Below are 18,702 nucleotides of genomic sequence, written 5' to 3'. Positions count from 1 at the left end.
TTAATTAGAATGCGCGCAAAAATAACATCATTTTCCATTCTCTGCGCATTTCCTGTATTTCATTAGCACATTTGCACATTAGCTAATTATCACATTAATTCATCACCATCTCGCGGGCGTTTTCCAAAGCGGCTGCTGTTGGCTTCTCCCCGCTCAGCATTTTTGCAATGGCGGTTATACGTTCATCCTGCGACAGCAGTTTAATGTTTGTTTTAATGGTATTGCCCTTAATGTCTTTATATACGAAGTAATGGGCATCGGCCTTGCCGGCGATCTGGGGCTGATGGGTAATACTGAATACCTGGCGTTTACGGGCAAGATCTTTCATAATTACCCCTACCTGTTTGGCCGCTTCGCCCGAAATACCGGTGTCAATTTCATCGAAGATGAGCGTTGGCAGATCGAGCGATTGCGCTACCAGCGATTTTATACATAACATCAACCGGCTTAACTCACCACCCGACGCTACTTTGCGAATAGGCTCAAAACGGTTGCTTTTATTGGCATCGAATAAGAATTCAATATCATCTATTCCGGTACTCTGTAACGAGGCCAGTGGCGTTACATCAACCTGCAGTCGTGCATTGGGCATACCTACCTGGCCAAGCAATTTATTCACTTTATCCTGCAGCGGCTTCACCTGTTTAACCCGGTTGGCCGTTAGTTTGGCAGCCAGCTCTGTTGCTTTTTGCAACAACTGCTGCACTGCTTTTTCTTTGGTTTGAATGGCCTCGTCTATATTCAGCACCGCCTGTAACTTTTGCTCCAGGTTGTCTTTTATGGTAAGCAGCTCCTGTGTGGTATGAACGCCGTGTTTCTTCAGCAATTTATAACCTGTAGAAATGCGGTCGTTCAGTTGTTCTATCTTTTTGGGATCATGTTGCACATGGTCATTGATGCGCTCTACTTCATCGGCAATATCCTGCAACTCTATCTGAGCCGATAACAGCCGTTGTAACAAAGCCGGCAAAGCCGCATGATGTTCGGTGTAAGGGCTCAGCTGGTTGCACAACGATTTCAGTTGTTGTACCATGGGCGTTTCACCTTCACTTAGCTCGTACACTACTTTGCTCAACGAGGTTTTTATACCTTCTGCATTGCCGAGCATCTTAAGCGTTGCATCGGCTTCTTCCAGTTCATTTTCCTTCAGCCCTGCTTCATGCAGCTCATCGAACAGGAATTTATTATAATCGTATTCTTTGGTAAACTGGTCTTTCTGTTGTTGTAATGCAGTTAACTCTTGTTGGGCCTGATGCCATTGGGTAAATGCGGCCTGGTATTGTTGTAATACATCGGCATGGCCGGCCAGCGCATCGAGCACCTGGCGTTGAAAATCGCTTTCACCCAGTTCAAGGGTATCAAACTGGCGGTGCAGATCAACCAGCATAGAACTAAGCTGGCGCAGTTGCTCCAGGTTAACCGGTGTATCATTTACAAATGCTCTTGATTTGCCATTGGCGCCAATTTCGCGGCGAATAACGAGTTCTTCTTCCACATCGAGGTCCTGCTCGCGTAAAAAGGCTTTTACCGCTTTCTTTTCAGCTATTACAAAAATGCCTTCTACATAACATTTCTTGTCGCGGCTTTGCAGTACCGAAGTATCAACCCGGTCGCCCAGTATCAACGACAGGGCTCCCATGATAATTGATTTACCGGCGCCGGTTTCACCCGTTATTATATTCAGCTTTGGCGAGAAGTCGATCTCTATCTCGTCAATGATTGCAAAGTTCTGTATGAATAGTTTTTTAAGCACAGTACGATTTTGAGCGTAACAAATATAATTGGCATTGGGCATTTTTTATAATGGAGTTTTCCCCGGGCCTCCCCCCATCCCCCCTCCGGTGGAGGGGGGCTACCTCCTATCAGAGTTATTCATTATTACATCTCGCCAAACCAGCCTTTGCTCTTTGGTCGAGTGAATTTTTAAAATCATGGTCTTCCATGTCTAAGCAACGCTGAAACCATTGTTTAGCAGTTTGCTTATCGCCCTGTTGTTCGTAAACATAACCTATTTGCAGGGCCGCGCGGGCGGCAAAATGTTCTTTACGATGTTCGCCCAGTTCAATAGCCTGTTTGTAAAAAACAATGCCCATGCTATCGTTTCCCATATCATCGTATATACGGCCCGCCCGGTAGGCAAATTCCAGCTTTTCCTCGGGCAATGTAAAACTGCTGGCGTTTTTGCCATGCAACAGGGCAATGGCCTGTTTGTAATAACCGCCATCGTTCAACAACCGCGCCTGCAATAATAGTTTATTGGGCCAGTCGTTGGTCAATGCTTCCTTTTGCGCCTGTTTATCGGCTTCTGAAAATGTGCTGCCGCTTTTTAGCACTTTTTGCCGGTATGCTTTCGCTTTAGCATCATCGCCCTGCAGGTAATAATGCCAGCTTAGCTTCTGCAATATATCCTTTACATAGAACTTACCCTTGAAGTTGAAAATAAACCGTTCCAGGTAAATGGCAGCATCGGCATCGAGACCATGCACTTTATTATAACCCATTTCCATATCCCATACCGGCGTTGCCATGTAGTCGGCGCTGATGTTCCTGTTCTTTAGTATCGTTTCGGCTTTCTCTGCATTCTGACTATTGCGATTCAAATTGGCGGCGAGATAGGTTAACAGATGATTATTCACCAAATCATAATGCTTCCTCTCAAGAACGTTAAATATGCTCACCTTATCGTTCTGCACATAAAACGACAAATACCCATAATAAAATATTGCTTCCTCATTAAAAAGCCACTTCCATTCACTGTCGCTGTTTATAAAGTTTATCATGCGGGCCATGCCCTTTTTTATACTGCCATTGATGCCCAGCAAATTGCTTAACCATTTATAGCCATCGGGAATGGTGCCGGCCGCTACCTGCATGGCGCCGGCATATAATAAGTTGGGGGTAAAATCGGGAAAGGCCTCCAGGTTCTTTTTTATTTGTAAATATGAGCGGCGAAACTCCCACCCTGCATCCCAGTTATTACCAAACTTAACCCGTACAGCCGCCCATTGAAAATGGATCACCGACCGGGTGAATAGTAAAAAAGGCGATTTCTCGGGCCCCTCATCCATTTTATCTAACCGGGTATCGCGGTTGGGCAGGCGCTTTTTGTATTCCGCCGGATCTTCATTGAAGAAAAGCACAAAAAAGTCGATATAGTTCTCCAGGAAGTATGGAATGAGGTTATCGGGATGTTCGGCTTTTTCGGCATTCAATAACTGCTGACCATTGTTCAGTTTAAGCTTAATGATCTCGTGGTAAGCCTGTTTGCACCGGTCGTTAAAATCAAACACTTTTTCGGCCCGGCAGGGCAGGTATATCAAAACCAGTAAAAGCGCCAAACAGGTACACCAAAGCCTAATCATGGCTGCAAGATACGGTTAGAAGGCACAAGGCACAAGACTCAAGGCACAAGGTTCGTGACTTAAGGCTCTTTGGTGCGTACCAACTTCGCTTTAAAAGGGTACCATTAGCTTAGGAAAAGCATACCATGTCCGTTAAAACCACGGACTTGGTACGGAGATGGTACGGACTTGGTACGGACTTGATACTTAGATGGTATTAACTAAACCAGGGCAAATCCCCTTAAAAAGAGGACCCGCCCTAAAACAAAAGGTGAGCCGCCCATAAAGAGCGGCTCACCTTTTAAAGTATATTAAAATGTCTTATTTCACTACATCTACCGTGTCGAACAGGTCGCGGTCAACCAGGATACGACCACAGTTTTCGCAAACGATGATCTTTTTACGTTGACGAATTTCGCTTTGACGTTGTGGGGGGATGGCGTTAAAGCAACCGCCACAGGCGTCACGCTCAACGGGCACCACACCTAAACCGTTACGGTAGTTCTTACGAATACGATCATAAGAAAGCAACAAACGCTCTTCAACTTTTTCACGGGCTTCAGAAGCCTGTTTGTTATATGCTTTTTCTTCTTTTTCGTTGGTAGCGATAATCTTTTCCAGCTCACCTTTTTTGGTGCTTAACACACCTTCTTTGGTAGCGATGTTCTTTTTAGCTTTATCGAGAACAACTACTTTCTCAGCTATTTCTTCGTTTGCATCGCGAATGTGTTTTTCGGCCAGCTTAATTTCAAGCTGCTGCATCTCTATTTCTTTATTGATGGCCTCAAACTCGCGGCTGTTCTTTACGTTCTCGCTTTGTTTTTCGTATTTCTTGATCAGGGCTTCAGCTTCCTTGATCAGTTCTTTCTTTTTATTAATAAACTCCTGTATGCCGTTGATCTCTTCCTCAATACGTACCTGGCGTGAATGTAAACCCTGAATTTCATCTTCCAGGTCGCTTACTTCCATTGGTAACTCCCCTTTCAATATCTGTATCTCGTCGATCTTCGATTCAACCTTCTGCAATGCAACGAGTGCGCTTAATTTTTCTTCTACAGAGTAGTCTTTAACGTTAGCCATAAAGAGATTAATAGTTTGTTGTGAATCCTGTACCCGGCTTTCCCTCCTTGATTGTGCTTATCTTGCGTCGCACCCTTCAGCGCCTTGCCCTCTAATCAACAAAATAATGCACAGGATTGGTTTTTAAAGCCGTTTTAAGGACGGCAAAGGTAGGAAATTTTTCCTGCAAAATCCCAGCCAGTAAATCTATGGTAAATTGCTCACTTTCAAAATGACCAATATCGGCAATTATTAGCCGGCCGTTGGCGTCAAAAAACTCGTGGTACTTCATATCGCCGGTAATATAAATGTCGGCACCGGCAGCTAACGCTTTGGAAACCAAGAAGCTACCAGCCCCTCCACAAAGCGCCACCTTTTTTACCGTTTTGCCCGGCAGGGGCGTATGCCTTATTACCGAAAGCCCAAAAGCCTGTTTTAACTGCTTTAAAAAAGCCGTTTCGGGCATTGCGTTGGGCAGTTCGCCCACCAAACCCGATCCTATGCCTGGGTGCGTATTGGCCAGGTTTACAATATCATACGCCACTTCTTCATACGGATGGGCTGTACGTAAAGCCCTTATAAGCGTGCTTTGTACAAAAGCCGGGAAAATGACCTCAAGCTTCAATTCCTTTTCATAATGCCGTTCGCCCGGTTGGCCCACAAAGGGGTTGGTGCCTGCCCCACCTCTAAAGGTGCCGGCGCCTTCGGTCCCAAAACTGCATTCATCATAATTACCTATTTGCCCGGCGCCTGCTTCAAACAAAGCAGCCCGCACCTGCTCAACCTGTTCAACCGGCACAAAAGTGTACAGTTTTTTTAGCGTGGCCTCTTTGGGCGATAAGATCTTTCGGTTCACCAGGCCCAGTTTATCGGCCATCATACCGTTCACGCCATCTATTACATTATCTAAATTGGTATGAATGGCATAAATCGCTATATCATTTTTAATGGCGGTTATTATGGTCTTTTCTACATAATTCCTGCCCGTTATCTTTTTTAAACCACCAAATATAATGGGGTGATGCGCTACTATAAGGTTACAGCCAAGTTGTATGGCCTCGTTCACTATTTCTTCAGTAGCATCCAGGGTACACAAAGCGCCGGTGCACGCCCAGCCCGCATTACCGGTAAGCAGCCCGGCATTATCATAACTTTCCTGTAGTGAAGGCGGGGCAACAGATTCAAGCAAGGTAATGATATCAGCAATTTTCATAATTCACCTGATTATAATCAAAGATAATTGATAGCCGGCCTTGTGTTAATAAAATATATTTATGACAGCAAGGCATGTTAATTGCAAGGTTATTGGTATTTTAAATGAATTATTGACACTAACTACCACCATCTATGCGCGGAACCTGGATAATACTTTTGATCATGGTCGCTGCCGGTGTAGGCATGTACTTTTGGTTTAAGCCTAAACCCAAATCGACCAGAAGCGATACCATCGTGTTTAAGAACACGCCCGATTCCATTATTAAAAAAATGAAGGTTTACCTGGCCGATAATCCCAAGGAAGTGATGTACCTGGATAGTGTATGGATGCAGTCGGACTCAACGCCTTTAAAACAGGTGCTCAATGGCGTTACTGAGGATACCATGAGCAAGGCATATTCGAACATTACTTTGTTCCTCACCTACGACCATCATTCTTTTTATGATATTGAATTAACGAAGCCCGATCCTAAACTTTCGTATAATATCACCCTGGAACTAAAACCACAAAGTGGCGATTCGCTTTTGCTTACCGGTACTATTCTTCCTGATAAAGGAGATGGATTTCAGTTTCAGTCGCATATGATGAAGATATACTCACGTTTTGTGGTAACGTATAATTATAAGCTTCCCGCCCCACCGGCCGATTCCACTTCTATTAAGGGGCATGATGCGAATAAAACGATCACTATACTTAAGAACTAAGAACCTGGTTGTATCAGGCAAATCGCTTATAACAAGCAGGCTAGTGGCTAGTGGTAAATGGCTAGTGGGGCCTGAAACGCCAAGCTCGCTATTTTTAATAGCAGGTCGTTAATGTATTTCCCACTCGCTACTCGCCATTTACTACTAGCCTCTGCCCATAAAAAAAAGCAGCCTCAATTACTGAAGCTGCTTAATAAATTCAACCAACAATCCTCTTACTCAATTATCTTCTCCACTCTCGTCAACTGACCTTCTTCATTCATACCTTCTAAAACAACGCGTAAACGCTTCGATACATCATTGTTATAAAAGGTGATCGTTAATTTATGGTTGTTCTTATCGGTAAGAATGTACGGCGCCCAGTAGATGGTTGGCCTAACATCGGGCAACGAAGCATCGGTAGTTTCTTTGCTGTAATCGGGCGAATAAAATTCCTTAGGCATAGCATAACCGGTAAGTCTGCTTTTATCGAGCCCCCCAATATTGCTGGTTGAAGAGCTGCCTTCGCCCCCCTTCTTGGTATAAATGGCAATAGCACCGCCTGCACCACCACCGGTTGCCCCAAAGAATGGCGGACGGAACGCTTTTACATAAGCAATATCAGAAACCGGAATGTTTTCAATAGCACTTACATCAACCGGCATTTCGTTCAGGAACAAAGCAGGGGTTGCATTACGCCATTGTAATTGCGAGCCTCCACCACCGGTAGTAATTTGCAAACCTGCTACGCGGCCCTGCAGATAACTAAAGATATTATAAGCCCCCATGGCCGCCACATCATCGGTAAGGTCGAAGGTGGTAGCATCGCCGCCCGAGAACAAACCACTGGTATACTTTTCGTCCATTTGTTGCTGCTTCGATTTCTGTTTTGCCTTTACCGTAACGGCCTCCAGTGTTTTTACTTTCTTATCAGATTCAACTTTAAGGCGGTCGGCTTCACTGGCAAAATACTTACCTCTGTTCAGCAGGCTTGTATCTAATGGCATGGGCACCCGCCAGCCCGTATCGGGTTTAATAGTTGAAGCGCTTTTATGTGTGCCGTTAGTGAAATTAACAACGGCTTTGTTGGCAAGGTGTTTACTATTATTGAACTGGTAAAACACCGACACCGTATCAAAGAACACCAACCCCTCCTGCTGAAACTTACCCGTTGAATCCATAGTGAGGAAGAACAACTGACGTGAAGAATCTTTTGCCTGTAGGAATACGTTCAACTGGGTATTCTTTGGCACCTGGCTTTGCAGCACACCGGTTAAGGTTGCGTTTAGCGACAGGTAATTTTCTCTTGGGAATTTTATCACCGGCAATTTACCGGCAGCCAGATCGTCCCATTTAAACTTGCGCCAGCCATTGGTAAGCATTACCAGGTCGAGGTGGGCACGTACCGTATCATCGTTACCGGTAAAATAATAATATGGATTGTGAATATACCCACGCAGATCGCCGCCCAGTAACATGTGCGATACGATGTTATCGGCATCGGGATCGGCCTTGGTAAGGCCTGCATCTGTGATGGCCAGGCTAAGGTTACTTCTTAAAGTATCGGGCACATCTATTACCATCGTATTCTTAGCTCTTCGTTCCGTGCTTTTTGTTATAGGCACCACCCGGCTGGTAAAGAAGTAATCTTCTTTGTTTACAAAAGCAATACGCTCGGCCAGTGGTTTCCAGTCGGCATCAAACACGGTCATTTGTATCATACCGGTTGGTATACCTTCAAGCGGAATAGAACCGCTTACCATAAAATTCTGCGCCAGGTTCAACCGGGCTTTATAAACCACCTGTGAGTTAAAATAACCCAACAGGTACAATGTTTTTAAATTTTCGGGCGCCTCCTGTGAACGTTTAATTATAAATGCCTGCCGGCTACCGGTAGGTGCACATTGCAATACCACACCGGTTGTGCGGGCATCGGGCAATGGGGTTTTATGCGCCTGCTTTTTCTCATCGGTCCATTCGGCAACATAGGTTTTACCGGACTGAGGCTCTAAAGTAAAACGGCCCATGCCATCGTGTGTGGTGCTAAAGGTGGCAACTGTAGCGCCTGTATTATCTTTAATACTTCCTTCGGCATTGACAGGCAAACCATATACATCGGTCACTTTTACTGCCACTACCGATTCAATACCTGTTACCATATCGCCGCCCTCGGGGAAGAAGCGTAAGGTAACCGCGGTTGGTACCGTGCTGGCGGCAGCAGTTGTTGCCGTACCTGGCTTGGCGCCGGCAGCGGGCTTAGCAGTCCCGCCTTGCGGGATAGCAGCCGGGGCAGCTTGCGGAGCAACGGCCACCGTTTTGTTTAAAATGCGAATGGTTTTAGTGAAAAGGAATGCCGTATCGAAATTCAGCATCCAGGTGGTGTACGCTCTAAATACCACTGTGGGTGGTAAATTGGCAGGAAGGTCGAAGTGCCCTGACGATGAACTTTCATAAATGGGCATTATTTTTTGCTGTAATACTTTGCCATTTTGATCGAGCAGCTCAGCATAAAAGTTCCTGCTGATAGGCGAGGGCAAAATGCCTGCATATAAATACGATTTAAACCACATGGTTTCACCCGTATTGTAAGCAGGTTTATCAAAGTGAACATATATTTTCTCCTGCGGGTATCTTTCGCCATACAGGTTCAGCATTGAATCGATCTGTTGAGCATAGCCGGCCCCTAAACCGGAAAATAATACTAAGGCCAAAGCAATCAGGGATCTATAAAAACGAATGCAATTCATGGGGCTATTTATCTTTTAACAAATTAATGGCTTTCATAGCTTAAAATTGATAAAATTTTGTCTATGAATTGTTAAAGAAACCCACATATTAGTGTTTTTTAATGTAACACCCCTGAAACTGCTATAAAATAGACACAGGTCGCTTATTTTCATCGACTGCCACCAGGGTAAAGCTGCCGCTTATGGCTTTTTCGCGCTCGAAAGAATACATTTCTTCTATATATATTTCAACCAATACCCTAACACTGGTTTTACCGGTATGTATTACCCGGCCAATTAGTTCAATGATAGTTCCTGCCGGAATGGGCTTGGTGAAATCTATTTTATCCGATGAAACGGTTACCATTCTTTTGCGGGCAAAACGGGTAGCGCAAATAAATGCCACTTCATCCATCAACGCCATGGCGGTACCGCCAAATAAAGTATCGTAGTGGTTGGTAGTGTTGGGGAATACGGCTTTGAAAATGCGGGTTTCGGATTGTTGGATCTTTTGTTCGATGGTCATTTTACAAATAATGAATGTTAGGTGAATTTGGCAAGTGACCGTTTTTATGGAAGAGTTACAGGTTGCAAGTTACAGGTTACAGGGACTTTGTTGTATGACTCCCTGCAACTTGCAACCTGAAACCTGTAACAGAAACTTAGTAGTAAACAGCTGTTAAGCTACCACCGGCTCACCTACCTTCACCCTCGCCTTCTCTGCAGCCTGCACCATGTTCTTCAATGCGGCAATGGTTTCCGTCCAACGGCGGGTTTTTAAACCGCAATCAGGATTTACCCAAAGGTTCTTCACCGGTAACAGGGCCACTGCTTTTTCAAGCAACTGCACTATTTCCTCAACAGTAGGTACGCGGGGCGAATGGATGTCATAAACGCCGGGCCCTATTTCATTGGGATATTTGAAACGGGCAAAGGCTTCGAGTAACTCCATTTGCGAACGGCTTGTTTCAATGGTTATTACATCGGCGTCCATTTTTGCAATATGCTCCATAATATCATTGAACTCACTATAACACATATGGGTATGTATTTGCGTTTCATCCTGCACCCCACTGGCGCTTAAACGAAATGCTTTCACTGCCCACTCCAGGTAAGCAGGCCCATCGGTTTTACGTAATGGCAACCCTTCACGAATAGCAGGTTCATCTATCTGTATCACTTTAATACCAGCCTTCTCCAGCGCTACCACTTCATCGCGAATTGCCAGGGCAATTTGAAAAGCGGTTTGCCACCTGGGCTGGTCGTCACGTACAAACGACCATTGCAAAATAGTTACCGGCCCGGTAAGCATGCCCTTCATTAACTTTTGGGTTTGCGCCTGTGCAAAAACACTCCATTTTACCGTCATATCGTGCGGCCGGCTTACATCGCCTGCAATTACCGGAGGTTTTACACAACGGCTGCCATAGCTTTGTACCCAACCGTTTTTGGTAAATAAGAACCCATCTAACTGTTCGCCAAAGTACTCCACCATATCATTGCGCTCAAACTCACCATGCACCAGCACATCGAGGCCTATTTCTTCCTGTACCCGAATAGCCGATATGGTTGCTTCTTCAATATCTTCTTCGTATTGTTTTAGCGTTAAGTCGCCCTTCTTCAACTTGGCGCGCAATTGACGTATTTCATCTGTTTGCGGAAACGAACCAATGGTTGTTGTTGGGAATAACGGCAGGTTGAACCTTAACTGCTGTATACGTTGGCGAACCGTGAATTCGCTTTTACGTTTTGCGTCGCCGTCTTTAATACCAGTTACACGGTCTTTCACTACCTGTTTATGAATACGGGTTGAGTTACGACGGCTTTCAATAGCCTGTATATTTATCTTCAGCAGTTCTTTATCACCAGCTACAATTTTCTTTAGTGCGCATACTTCATCGAGCTTTTGTTTGGCAAAAGCCATCCAGTTCTTTATTTCACCATCAAGAGCCGTTTCGCCATCGAGGTCAACAGGCGAATGTAATAAGGAGCAGGAAGGCGCCAGCATAATACGTTCTTCACCAATAACTGTTCTTGCCTTTTCAATCAACGCCAGTGATCTGCTGTAATCGTTCTTCCAAATATTACGGCCATCCACTACCCCAAGTGATAACGACATTTTGGGTGGTATCACTTTCAGCACATCATCTATCTGTTGCGGCGCACGCACGAGGTCAAGGTGCAATGCACATACCGGTAAACTTGCGGCCAATGCGGTATTCTCATGCAATCCTTCGAAGTAGGTTGCCAGCAACAGCTTTAAATTGGTTTTGCTTCTTATTTCTTTAAAAGCATATTGATATGCTTCTTTTTGTTTATCTGTTAGGTCGGTTACCAAAAACGGTTCATCTATTTGTACCCATATGGCGCCGGCATCTTCCAGTTTTTTCAGCACCTCAATATAAACAGGTAGTAACTGTTTTAACAGATCTATCCTGTTGAACCCGCTTTGCTTTTCTTTACCCAGCAACAAATAGGTGATGGGCCCAATGAGCACAGGTTTAGGCGTAGTGCCTGTTACACGTTTACATTCGTTGAACTCATTAAAAAGCTTATCTGAAATAAGGCGGAATTGCTGATTAGCTGTAAACTCCGGTACAATGTAATGGTAATTGGTATCGAACCATTTGGTCATTTCCATGGCCGTTATATCGAGGCCATTTTGTTGATAGCCACGCGCCATGGCAAAATACAGATCGATCTCGGTATTGTCTTTAATATCAGTTGCCACCGGCGTATAGCGTTGTGGCACTGCACCGAATAACAGTGAAGCATCGAGCACCTGGTCGTAAAAGGCAAAGTCATTACAGGGTATCATTTCAATACCAGCGTGTTTTTGTAACAACCAGTTCTCTTCCCTGATCTTTTTGGCTGCGAGGAAAAGCTCCGTCCTTGTGATAGTACCCGCCCAATACTGTTCACAGGCTTTTTTCAATTGGCGTTGTGCCCCAATACGGGGGAACCCAAGATTGTGTGTTAGCATACGCATAAAACATTTTTAGAAACATTAATGAATGGTATTAATGTCTTTACGTTTAATGTGTATGCTTTCGTGATAAAGTGTTAGAGAGAAACAGTTACTAAGTGAGGTGATTTAACTGCTCCTGACTGCTGCTTTTGACCGCGAAAGCATTCGTCTCCGTTTTCAGGCAAGTATCCTGGCTTGTTGTATTGCTTCATAGCCTTCCCATATCTTGTGGCGGATACAGTGGCTTTGTTATGCAGCATGTGAGGTTGTGACCACTCACTACAACATACAGTTGCGCGACAGCCCGTGATTTGCACACGGTTCCTTTTTAATACTCCGGTTGTGGCCGGAATAACCTGAAAACAAGTTTTAAAGTAAAGAACTACGGTGCGAAGATAAGAACCAAGAGCCAAATCACAAGAACCAAAAAATAAATACCAAATTTCAAACTCCAAGCTCCAAGCTTTAAAGAATAAAACTTAAATCCCAAGCACTAAGCTCCAAATAACAAATTTAAAATTCAAGCTCCCAAAAAGCACAAAAACTCAAGCACCAAATAATAATACAAAAATCCCAATTCATAGAAACCAAGGCTTCCCCGTATAGGCTTTGAGATTTGAAGCCTGGGATTTATTTGGATCTTGAGATTTGTGATTTGAGATTTTAACAAAAAAAGGCCTCCCGTTCAAAGGAGGCCCACACATTGTATTTAAGGATTCTAATCCACTACTTTATTACGCACTGCAGGTTACACAACCATCTTCCATACTACAGCTGCCGCCATTGAGGCCATCATCTGCAACAGTTGCTTCGGCGTTTTTAGGCATCACCGGTTCCATTTGGCGGCTGCCTTGTTTTTCAACCGTGAACTGAACAGCCTGGGCTGCCGCTTGTGTACGCAAATAATACATGCCTGTTTTCAATCCCTGCTTCCATGCATAAAAGTGCATAGAAGTAAGTTTGGCCACCGTTGGCGTATCAACAAACAGGTTCAACGATTGCGACTGGCAAATAAAGGCGCCCCGGTCGGCAGCCATATCAATAAGCGTACGTTGTTTAATTTCCCATACTGTTTTGTACAGGGCTTTAATATCGGCAGGTATTTCATTGATCTGTTGAATTGAACCATTGGCTGCAATGATCTTGTTCTTCATGGTATCGTTCCAAAGGCCCAGTTGCACCAGGTCTTTCAGCAGGTGTTTGTTTACGATAATAAATTCACCGCTCAATACACGACGCACATAGATATTTGAAGTATACGGTTCAAAACATTCGTTATTGCCTAAGATCTGTGAAGTAGAGGCTGTAGGCATAGGCGCTACTAATAATGAGTTACGCACACCATGTTTTACCACTTCGGCACGTAATGCTTCCCAATTATGCCTGTTAGATGGTTGTACATTCCACAGATCGAACTGGAACTGACCTTTTGATAAAGGCGAGCCGGCAAAAGTTTCGTAAGGGCCTTGTTCAATGGCCATATCCTTACTGGCCGTCATAGCAGCAAAGTAAATGGTTTCAAAGATGTTTTTATTCAACACCTTGGCCAGCTCACTTTCAAAAGGCAAACGCAACAAAATGAACACATCGGCCAAACCCTGCACACCTAAACCAATGGGTCGATGACGAAGATTTGAGCGTTTAGCTTCCTCAACCGGATAATAATTATTATCAATAATGCGGTTGAGGTTGAGCGTTGCCTGGTAGGTTACTTCATATAATTTCTCAAAATCGAACTTTCCTTCATTTACAAAACGGGGTAATGCCAGCGAGGCCAGGTTACAAACAGCTACTTCATCGGCGCTGGTATACTCCAGTATCTCTGTACACAGGTTGCTGCTTTTAATGGTTCCCAGGTTTTGCTGGTTACTCTTTTTGTTAGCAGCATCTTTATATAGCATATATGGTGTGCCGGTTTCTATTTGTGCTTCCAAAATAGCAAACCACAGGTCCTGTGCTTTTATCACTTTGCGGGCGCGGCCTTCCTGCTCGTAGCGATGGTACAGGGCTTCAAATTCGTCGCCAAACGTATCGCCTAAACCGGGTGCTTCATGTGGGCAGAACAAACTCCAGCTGCCATTCTCTTCAACCCGTTTCATAAACAGGTCGCTGATCCAAAGGGCATAAAACAGATCGCGGGCACGCAACTCTTCTTTACCATGGTTCTTGCGCAGTTCCAAAAATCCTTCAATATCTGCATGCCAGGGTTCCAGGTAAATAGCAAAGGCGCCTTTACGTTTACCTCCGCCCTGATCAACATAACGGGCAGTATCGTTAAATACACGCAGCATGGGAATAATACCGTTGCTGGTGCCATTGGTGCCGCCTATATAGCTACCGGTAGCGCGTACATTATGAATTGATAAGCCAATACCACCGGCGCTTTGTGAGATCTTTGCCGTTTGCTTTAACGTATCGTAAATACCATCGATGCTATCGTCTTTCATGGTAAGCAAAAAGCACGATGACATTTGCGGTTTTGGCGTACCGGCATTGAACAAGGTTGGGGTGGCATGGGTAAACCAGCGCTCGCTCATAAAGTTGTAGGTCTTAACAGCGCTGGCAATGTCTTCTTTATGTATTCCTACTGCCACACGCATATACATATGCTGCGGGCGTTCGGCTATTTTTCCATCAATGCGCAACAGGTACGATTTTTCCAGTGTTTTAAACCCAAAGTAATCGAACCCAAAATCGCGGTCATATATAATAGAACTATCGAGCAACTCGGCATTGGCCTCAATGATCTCCATTACATCGTCGGCCAGCAATGGCGTTTTACGGCCGCTATCGGTATAATCATACAGCCTGCGCATGGTGGCCGAAAACGATTTCTCGGTATTCTTATGCAGGTTGCTCACGGCAATACGTGAGGCCAGCAATGCGTAATCGGGGTGTTTGGTAGTTAATGAAGCGGCGGTTTCGGCAGCCAGGCTATCCAGCTCACTGGTAGTAACACCATCATAAATGCCTTCAATCACTTTCTTGGTTACTTCTATTACATCAACCAGGGGGCTCAACCCATATGATAACTTTTGTATACGTGCAGTGATCTTGTCGAACTTTACTGTCTCTTTCTTTCCATTCCTTTTTATTACGTTCATGCTAATGGAGTTTAAATTGTGCTATCAATATTATTTATCTAGAAATCTTCATCGAGAGAAAACTGTTGCGATTCCTTGGTGGTGTTTACACCGGCCTTTCGGTAATCACCTACCCGCTTTTCAAAGAAGTTGGTCTTGCCCTGCAGCGAGATCATTTCCATAAAGTCGAACGGATTGGCAGCATTGAACATTTTAGGATACCCCAGTTCACTCAACCATCTGTCGGCAACAAATTCAATATATTGTTGCATTAAGCGGGCATTCATTCCAATAAGGTCAACCGGTAAGGCTTCGGTGATGAATTCTTTTTCAATTTGCACGGCATCGCCTATAATACTATATACCTGCTCCTGCGATAATTTAGCGTTCAGCATACTGTATAATAAACAGGCAAATTCGCAATGCAAACCTTCGTCGCGGCTAATAAGTTCATTGCTGAACGTAAGGCCCGGCATCAACCCTCTTTTCTTTAACCAGAATATAGAGCAAAAGCTACCGCTGAAGAATATACCTTCCACCGCTGCAAACGCAACTAAACGCTCGGCAAAGTTCCCTTGTTCAATCCAACGCAATGCCCACTCGGCTTTTTTCTTCACAGCCGGTACGGTATCGATGGCGTGGAACAGTCTGTCTTTTTCCGCAACGTCTTTTACATAGGTATCTATCAGCAAGGCATAGGTTTCGGAATGAATGTTCTCCATCATGATCTGAAAACCATAAAAACAACGGGCCTCGGGCAGTTGCACTTCGCTCATAAAGTTCACGGCCAGGTTCTCGTTCACAATACCATCGCTGGCAGCGAAAAATGCCAGTACGTGTGAAATAAAATGACGCTCGCCATCATTGAGGTTGGCCCAGTCTTTCAGATCACCGCTAAGGTCAATTTCTTCTGCGGTCCAAAAACTGGCCTCATGCTGTTTATACATTTCCCAAATGCGGGGATATTTAATTGGAAGAATAACAAAACGGTCCTTGTTCTCCTGTAACAACACTTCATTTTCGTATTGCATGATAGAATTATAGAATGTTAGGTGTTTAACAATGTGGAACGACGAAAGTAATATGCAGGTGAAAGAATTAAGAATACAGTTTCCCACAAGGTGTTAATAGTTTATGACCGTAGTCATAATTATTTAACCAGTAATAGTGAACAATTTGCCAATTGTTTAATATGCTATAATTTACCGAATTTCGCAACCTGTTTTTAGTACTTATTAAATACACCGGGTATGACAACATCTGCCATTAAATCATTGTACGAAGAATATATAAAGGAGATGCAAACCATCGCCGACCTGCGGTATGCCGCAGGGGTTTTGCAGTGGGACCAGGAAACTTATTTACCGCCTAAAGGCGCCCCCATCAGGGGTCAGCAGATAGCTACCCTTTCGGAAATTGCCCATAAGTATTTTACCGATGAAAAGCTGGGTGCACGGCTGCAGGAGTTACTGGCAGGCGACAAACTGTCGGCCGGGGAAAAAAGAAATGTGGAGCTTACCTGGCAGGATTATTCAAAACAGAAAAAATTCCATTCTTCGTTTGTACGTACACTGGCCGAAGCGGTGAACAAAAGTTTTCACAGCTGGATGGAAGCCCGCAAAGCCAATGACTTTTCTTTATTTGCCAATGACCTGGCGCGGTTGATTGAATTAAAAAAGCAGGAAGCCGATATGTTGGGTTATGAACATCACCCATATAATGCATTGCTCGATGATCACGACAAAGGCGCCACAGTGCAATTGCTCGACGGCGTTTTTTCGGCCATTCAGCAACCATTGAAAGAGTTGTTAGGAAAAATTGCGGCCCAACCGCCTGCCGATGACAGCTTTTTACATCAGCATTTTGACAAAGACAAACAATGGCAGTTTGGTTTACAGGTGGTGAAAGAGCTGGGGTACGATATGGAAGCCGGCCGCCAGGATATTTCTGAACATCCTTTTACAACCAATTTCAACAGCCAGGATGTACGCATTACAACGCGTATCGATGAGAACGACCTTAGCAATATGGTATGGAGCTGTATACACGAAGCCGGTCATGCCCTATACGAACAGGGACTGCCATTGAGTGAATATGGTTTACCGCTGGGCGAACCGGCCTCTTACACCATTCATGAATCGCAGAGTCGTTTGTGGGAAAACCATGTTGGCCGCAGCCGGGCATTTTGCGAACGCTGGTTACCAATTCTGCAACAATATTTTCCCGAGCAACTGGGCAATATTTCTGTTGAACAATTTTACAAAGGCATAAATAAGGTACAACCTTCGCTTATACGTACGGAGGCCGATGAGCTAACCTATCATTTTCATATTAAGATCAGGTACGAACTGGAAAAATTGCTTATTGGAGGTACCATGAACGTAAACGACATACCAGGTTACTGGAATGAGCAATACCTGCAATTAATGGGCGTAAAAGTGCCTGGCGATAAACAGGGCTGCCTGCAGGATGTGCACTGGAGCCATGGCAGTTTTGGCTACTTTCCTACTTACAGTTTGGGAAGTTTTTATGCTGCACAGTTCTACCACTATGCAAACCAGTCAATTACCAATTTAAATGAACATATAAAACAGGGTAATACTACGTCTTTATTACAATGGCTGCGCAGTACGGTACACCAAAAAGGGCGGCGCTTTACAAGCGAGGAATTGTGCAAAGATATATGCGGGGAAACCCTCAATATTGAATATTTTACGGGCTATTTACTTGACAAATACAAAGATATTTACAAATTTTAATATCTGAATTTGTAACTTCCATTCGGCCTGAATTATGAATATATTGAAACCTCTGATAATGACAGGGTTCTTTGCCCTTGTTCTGTCCACATCATGCAAAAAAGCAATTGAGAAAAAAGTGGAAGAAAAGATCATGGACGCTATTACCACGGGGGAATGGATAGTGGAGCAGTATAAAGAAGGAGAGAACAATCTTTCGAACCTGTTTTTATACTACCATTTCAAGTTCAATTCAGACGGCACCTTAACAGGTACAGAAAACGGTAATGCTACCGATGGTACCTGGGATCCCAATACAACTGATTTTACCATATTAACAGATTTTCCTACAGCGGTAGACCCGTTAAAAAAGCTGAATGGCTTATGGAAGATAAAAGACAGTGACTGGGATTATGTAAAAGCCGAAATGCAAACAGACAATGGAACAAAGTTGCTGATCTTACGCAAAAAATAAAACCAGAGAGCCAGAGCCAACGAAGCTTATGTTATTTCCGTATAATTAAGTTGACGCACACAGGTATATAAATATACACCCCTCCCGCTCAACCGACACCTTATCATCGTATAGGCTTCAACCCTAAATATCCTATTTAATTCATCAGACTACAAAAATCCGGTTACCCCACGATTAACTAATTGCCCAACAGCTGGTTAAGAACTGATCATTTGTGCTGTGCAAAACCTTTGGCATTCGCCGGGAATAAGGTTTGCATGGAGTAAAGGTCTTTCTGTGCAGTTGAGGGCGTGTGCCAAATACAACCATAAAAAAAGTTGCCTTGAGTAAATTTGTACTTGCACTTTGTGGAAACCGGATGCGCTTGCCGGTTCGGTTCTCCAAAGGAAGCCCTGGAAAGCTATTTTCAATAT

Annotated in this window: 12 protein-coding genes and 1 riboswitch; of the genes, 3 read left to right on the top strand and 9 right to left on the bottom strand. The window is 44.2% G+C overall.

The annotated features are described in order from the left end of the window. Positions 1–94 precede the first annotated feature (94 nt). From recN to GGD38_RS26125, 4 genes are all read right to left on the bottom strand, one after another. A complete protein-coding gene (gene recN, locus GGD38_RS26140; RefSeq protein WP_375296648.1) occupies positions 95–1,753 on the bottom strand; it encodes a DNA repair protein RecN in 1,659 nt (552 codons plus the stop codon). A gap of 115 nt (positions 1,754–1,868) precedes the next feature. Then, positions 1,869–3,362 carry a tetratricopeptide repeat protein gene (locus GGD38_RS26135; protein WP_375296649.1) on the bottom strand — a complete coding sequence of 498 codons (1,494 nt, stop codon included), beginning with the start codon at positions 3,360–3,362 and terminating at the stop codon, positions 1,869–1,871. Positions 3,363–3,662: 300 nt separating this feature from the next. Next, positions 3,663–4,421, bottom strand: coding sequence for a zinc ribbon domain-containing protein (locus GGD38_RS26130; RefSeq protein WP_375296650.1), 759 nt, complete (start codon positions 4,419–4,421; stop codon positions 3,663–3,665). Positions 4,422–4,512: 91 nt separating this feature from the next. Continuing rightward, entirely contained in the window at positions 4,513–5,613 is a 1,101-nt protein-coding gene (locus GGD38_RS26125; protein ID WP_375296651.1) for a Nif3-like dinuclear metal center hexameric protein, read from the bottom strand. Positions 5,614–5,747: 134 nt separating this feature from the next. On the opposite strand from GGD38_RS26125, the gene GGD38_RS26120 reads away from it, so the two are divergent. Further along, the gene (locus GGD38_RS26120; protein ID WP_375296652.1) at positions 5,748–6,320 is read left to right on the top strand and encodes a hypothetical protein; all 573 of its coding nucleotides are present in this window, start codon (positions 5,748–5,750) and stop codon (positions 6,318–6,320) included. 215 nt (positions 6,321–6,535) lie between these two features. Here the strand turns inward: GGD38_RS26120 and GGD38_RS26115 are convergent, their stop codons facing one another. From GGD38_RS26115 to GGD38_RS26095, 5 genes are all read right to left on the bottom strand, one after another. Beyond that, a complete protein-coding gene (locus tag GGD38_RS26115) occupies positions 6,536–9,010 on the bottom strand; it encodes a hypothetical protein (protein WP_375296653.1) in 2,475 nt (824 codons plus the stop codon). A 157-nt stretch (positions 9,011–9,167) separates the two neighbouring features. Further along, on the bottom strand, positions 9,168–9,551 hold the full coding sequence (locus GGD38_RS26110) for an acyl-CoA thioesterase (RefSeq protein ID WP_375296654.1): 384 nt from the start codon (positions 9,549–9,551) through the stop codon (positions 9,168–9,170). 153 nt (positions 9,552–9,704) lie between these two features. Then, on the bottom strand, positions 9,705–12,014 hold the full coding sequence (gene metE, locus GGD38_RS26105; RefSeq protein ID WP_375296655.1) for a 5-methyltetrahydropteroyltriglutamate--homocysteine S-methyltransferase: 2,310 nt from the start codon (positions 12,012–12,014) through the stop codon (positions 9,705–9,707). Positions 12,015–12,155: 141 nt separating this feature from the next. After that, positions 12,156–12,368, bottom strand: a riboswitch (cobalamin riboswitch). 359 nt (positions 12,369–12,727) lie between these two features. After that, the gene (locus GGD38_RS26100) at positions 12,728–15,097 is read right to left on the bottom strand and encodes a ribonucleoside-diphosphate reductase subunit alpha (protein WP_375296656.1); all 2,370 of its coding nucleotides are present in this window, start codon (positions 15,095–15,097) and stop codon (positions 12,728–12,730) included. Between the two features lie 38 nt (positions 15,098–15,135). Beyond that, positions 15,136–16,107 carry a ribonucleoside-diphosphate reductase small subunit gene (locus GGD38_RS26095; RefSeq protein ID WP_375296657.1) on the bottom strand — a complete coding sequence of 324 codons (972 nt, stop codon included), beginning with the start codon at positions 16,105–16,107 and terminating at the stop codon, positions 15,136–15,138. Positions 16,108–16,326: 219 nt separating this feature from the next. On the opposite strand from GGD38_RS26095, the gene GGD38_RS26090 reads away from it, so the two are divergent. Both GGD38_RS26090 and GGD38_RS26085 read left to right on the top strand, forming a co-directional pair. After that, complete coding sequence (locus tag GGD38_RS26090) at positions 16,327–17,835, top strand: carboxypeptidase M32 (protein ID WP_375296658.1); 1,509 nt, start codon at positions 16,327–16,329, stop codon at positions 17,833–17,835. A gap of 58 nt (positions 17,836–17,893) precedes the next feature. Continuing rightward, positions 17,894–18,289, top strand: a complete 396-nt coding sequence (locus GGD38_RS26085) for a hypothetical protein (protein WP_375296659.1) — start codon at positions 17,894–17,896, stop codon at positions 18,287–18,289. Positions 18,290–18,702 lie beyond the last annotated feature (413 nt).

The organism is Niastella sp. OAS944, assembly GCA_024809215.1.
Classification (GTDB): Bacteria; Bacteroidota; Bacteroidia; order Chitinophagales; family Chitinophagaceae; genus Niastella.
The sequence above is the reverse complement of the archived record's forward strand: the minus strand, read 5'-3'. Positions and strand labels throughout refer to the sequence as shown.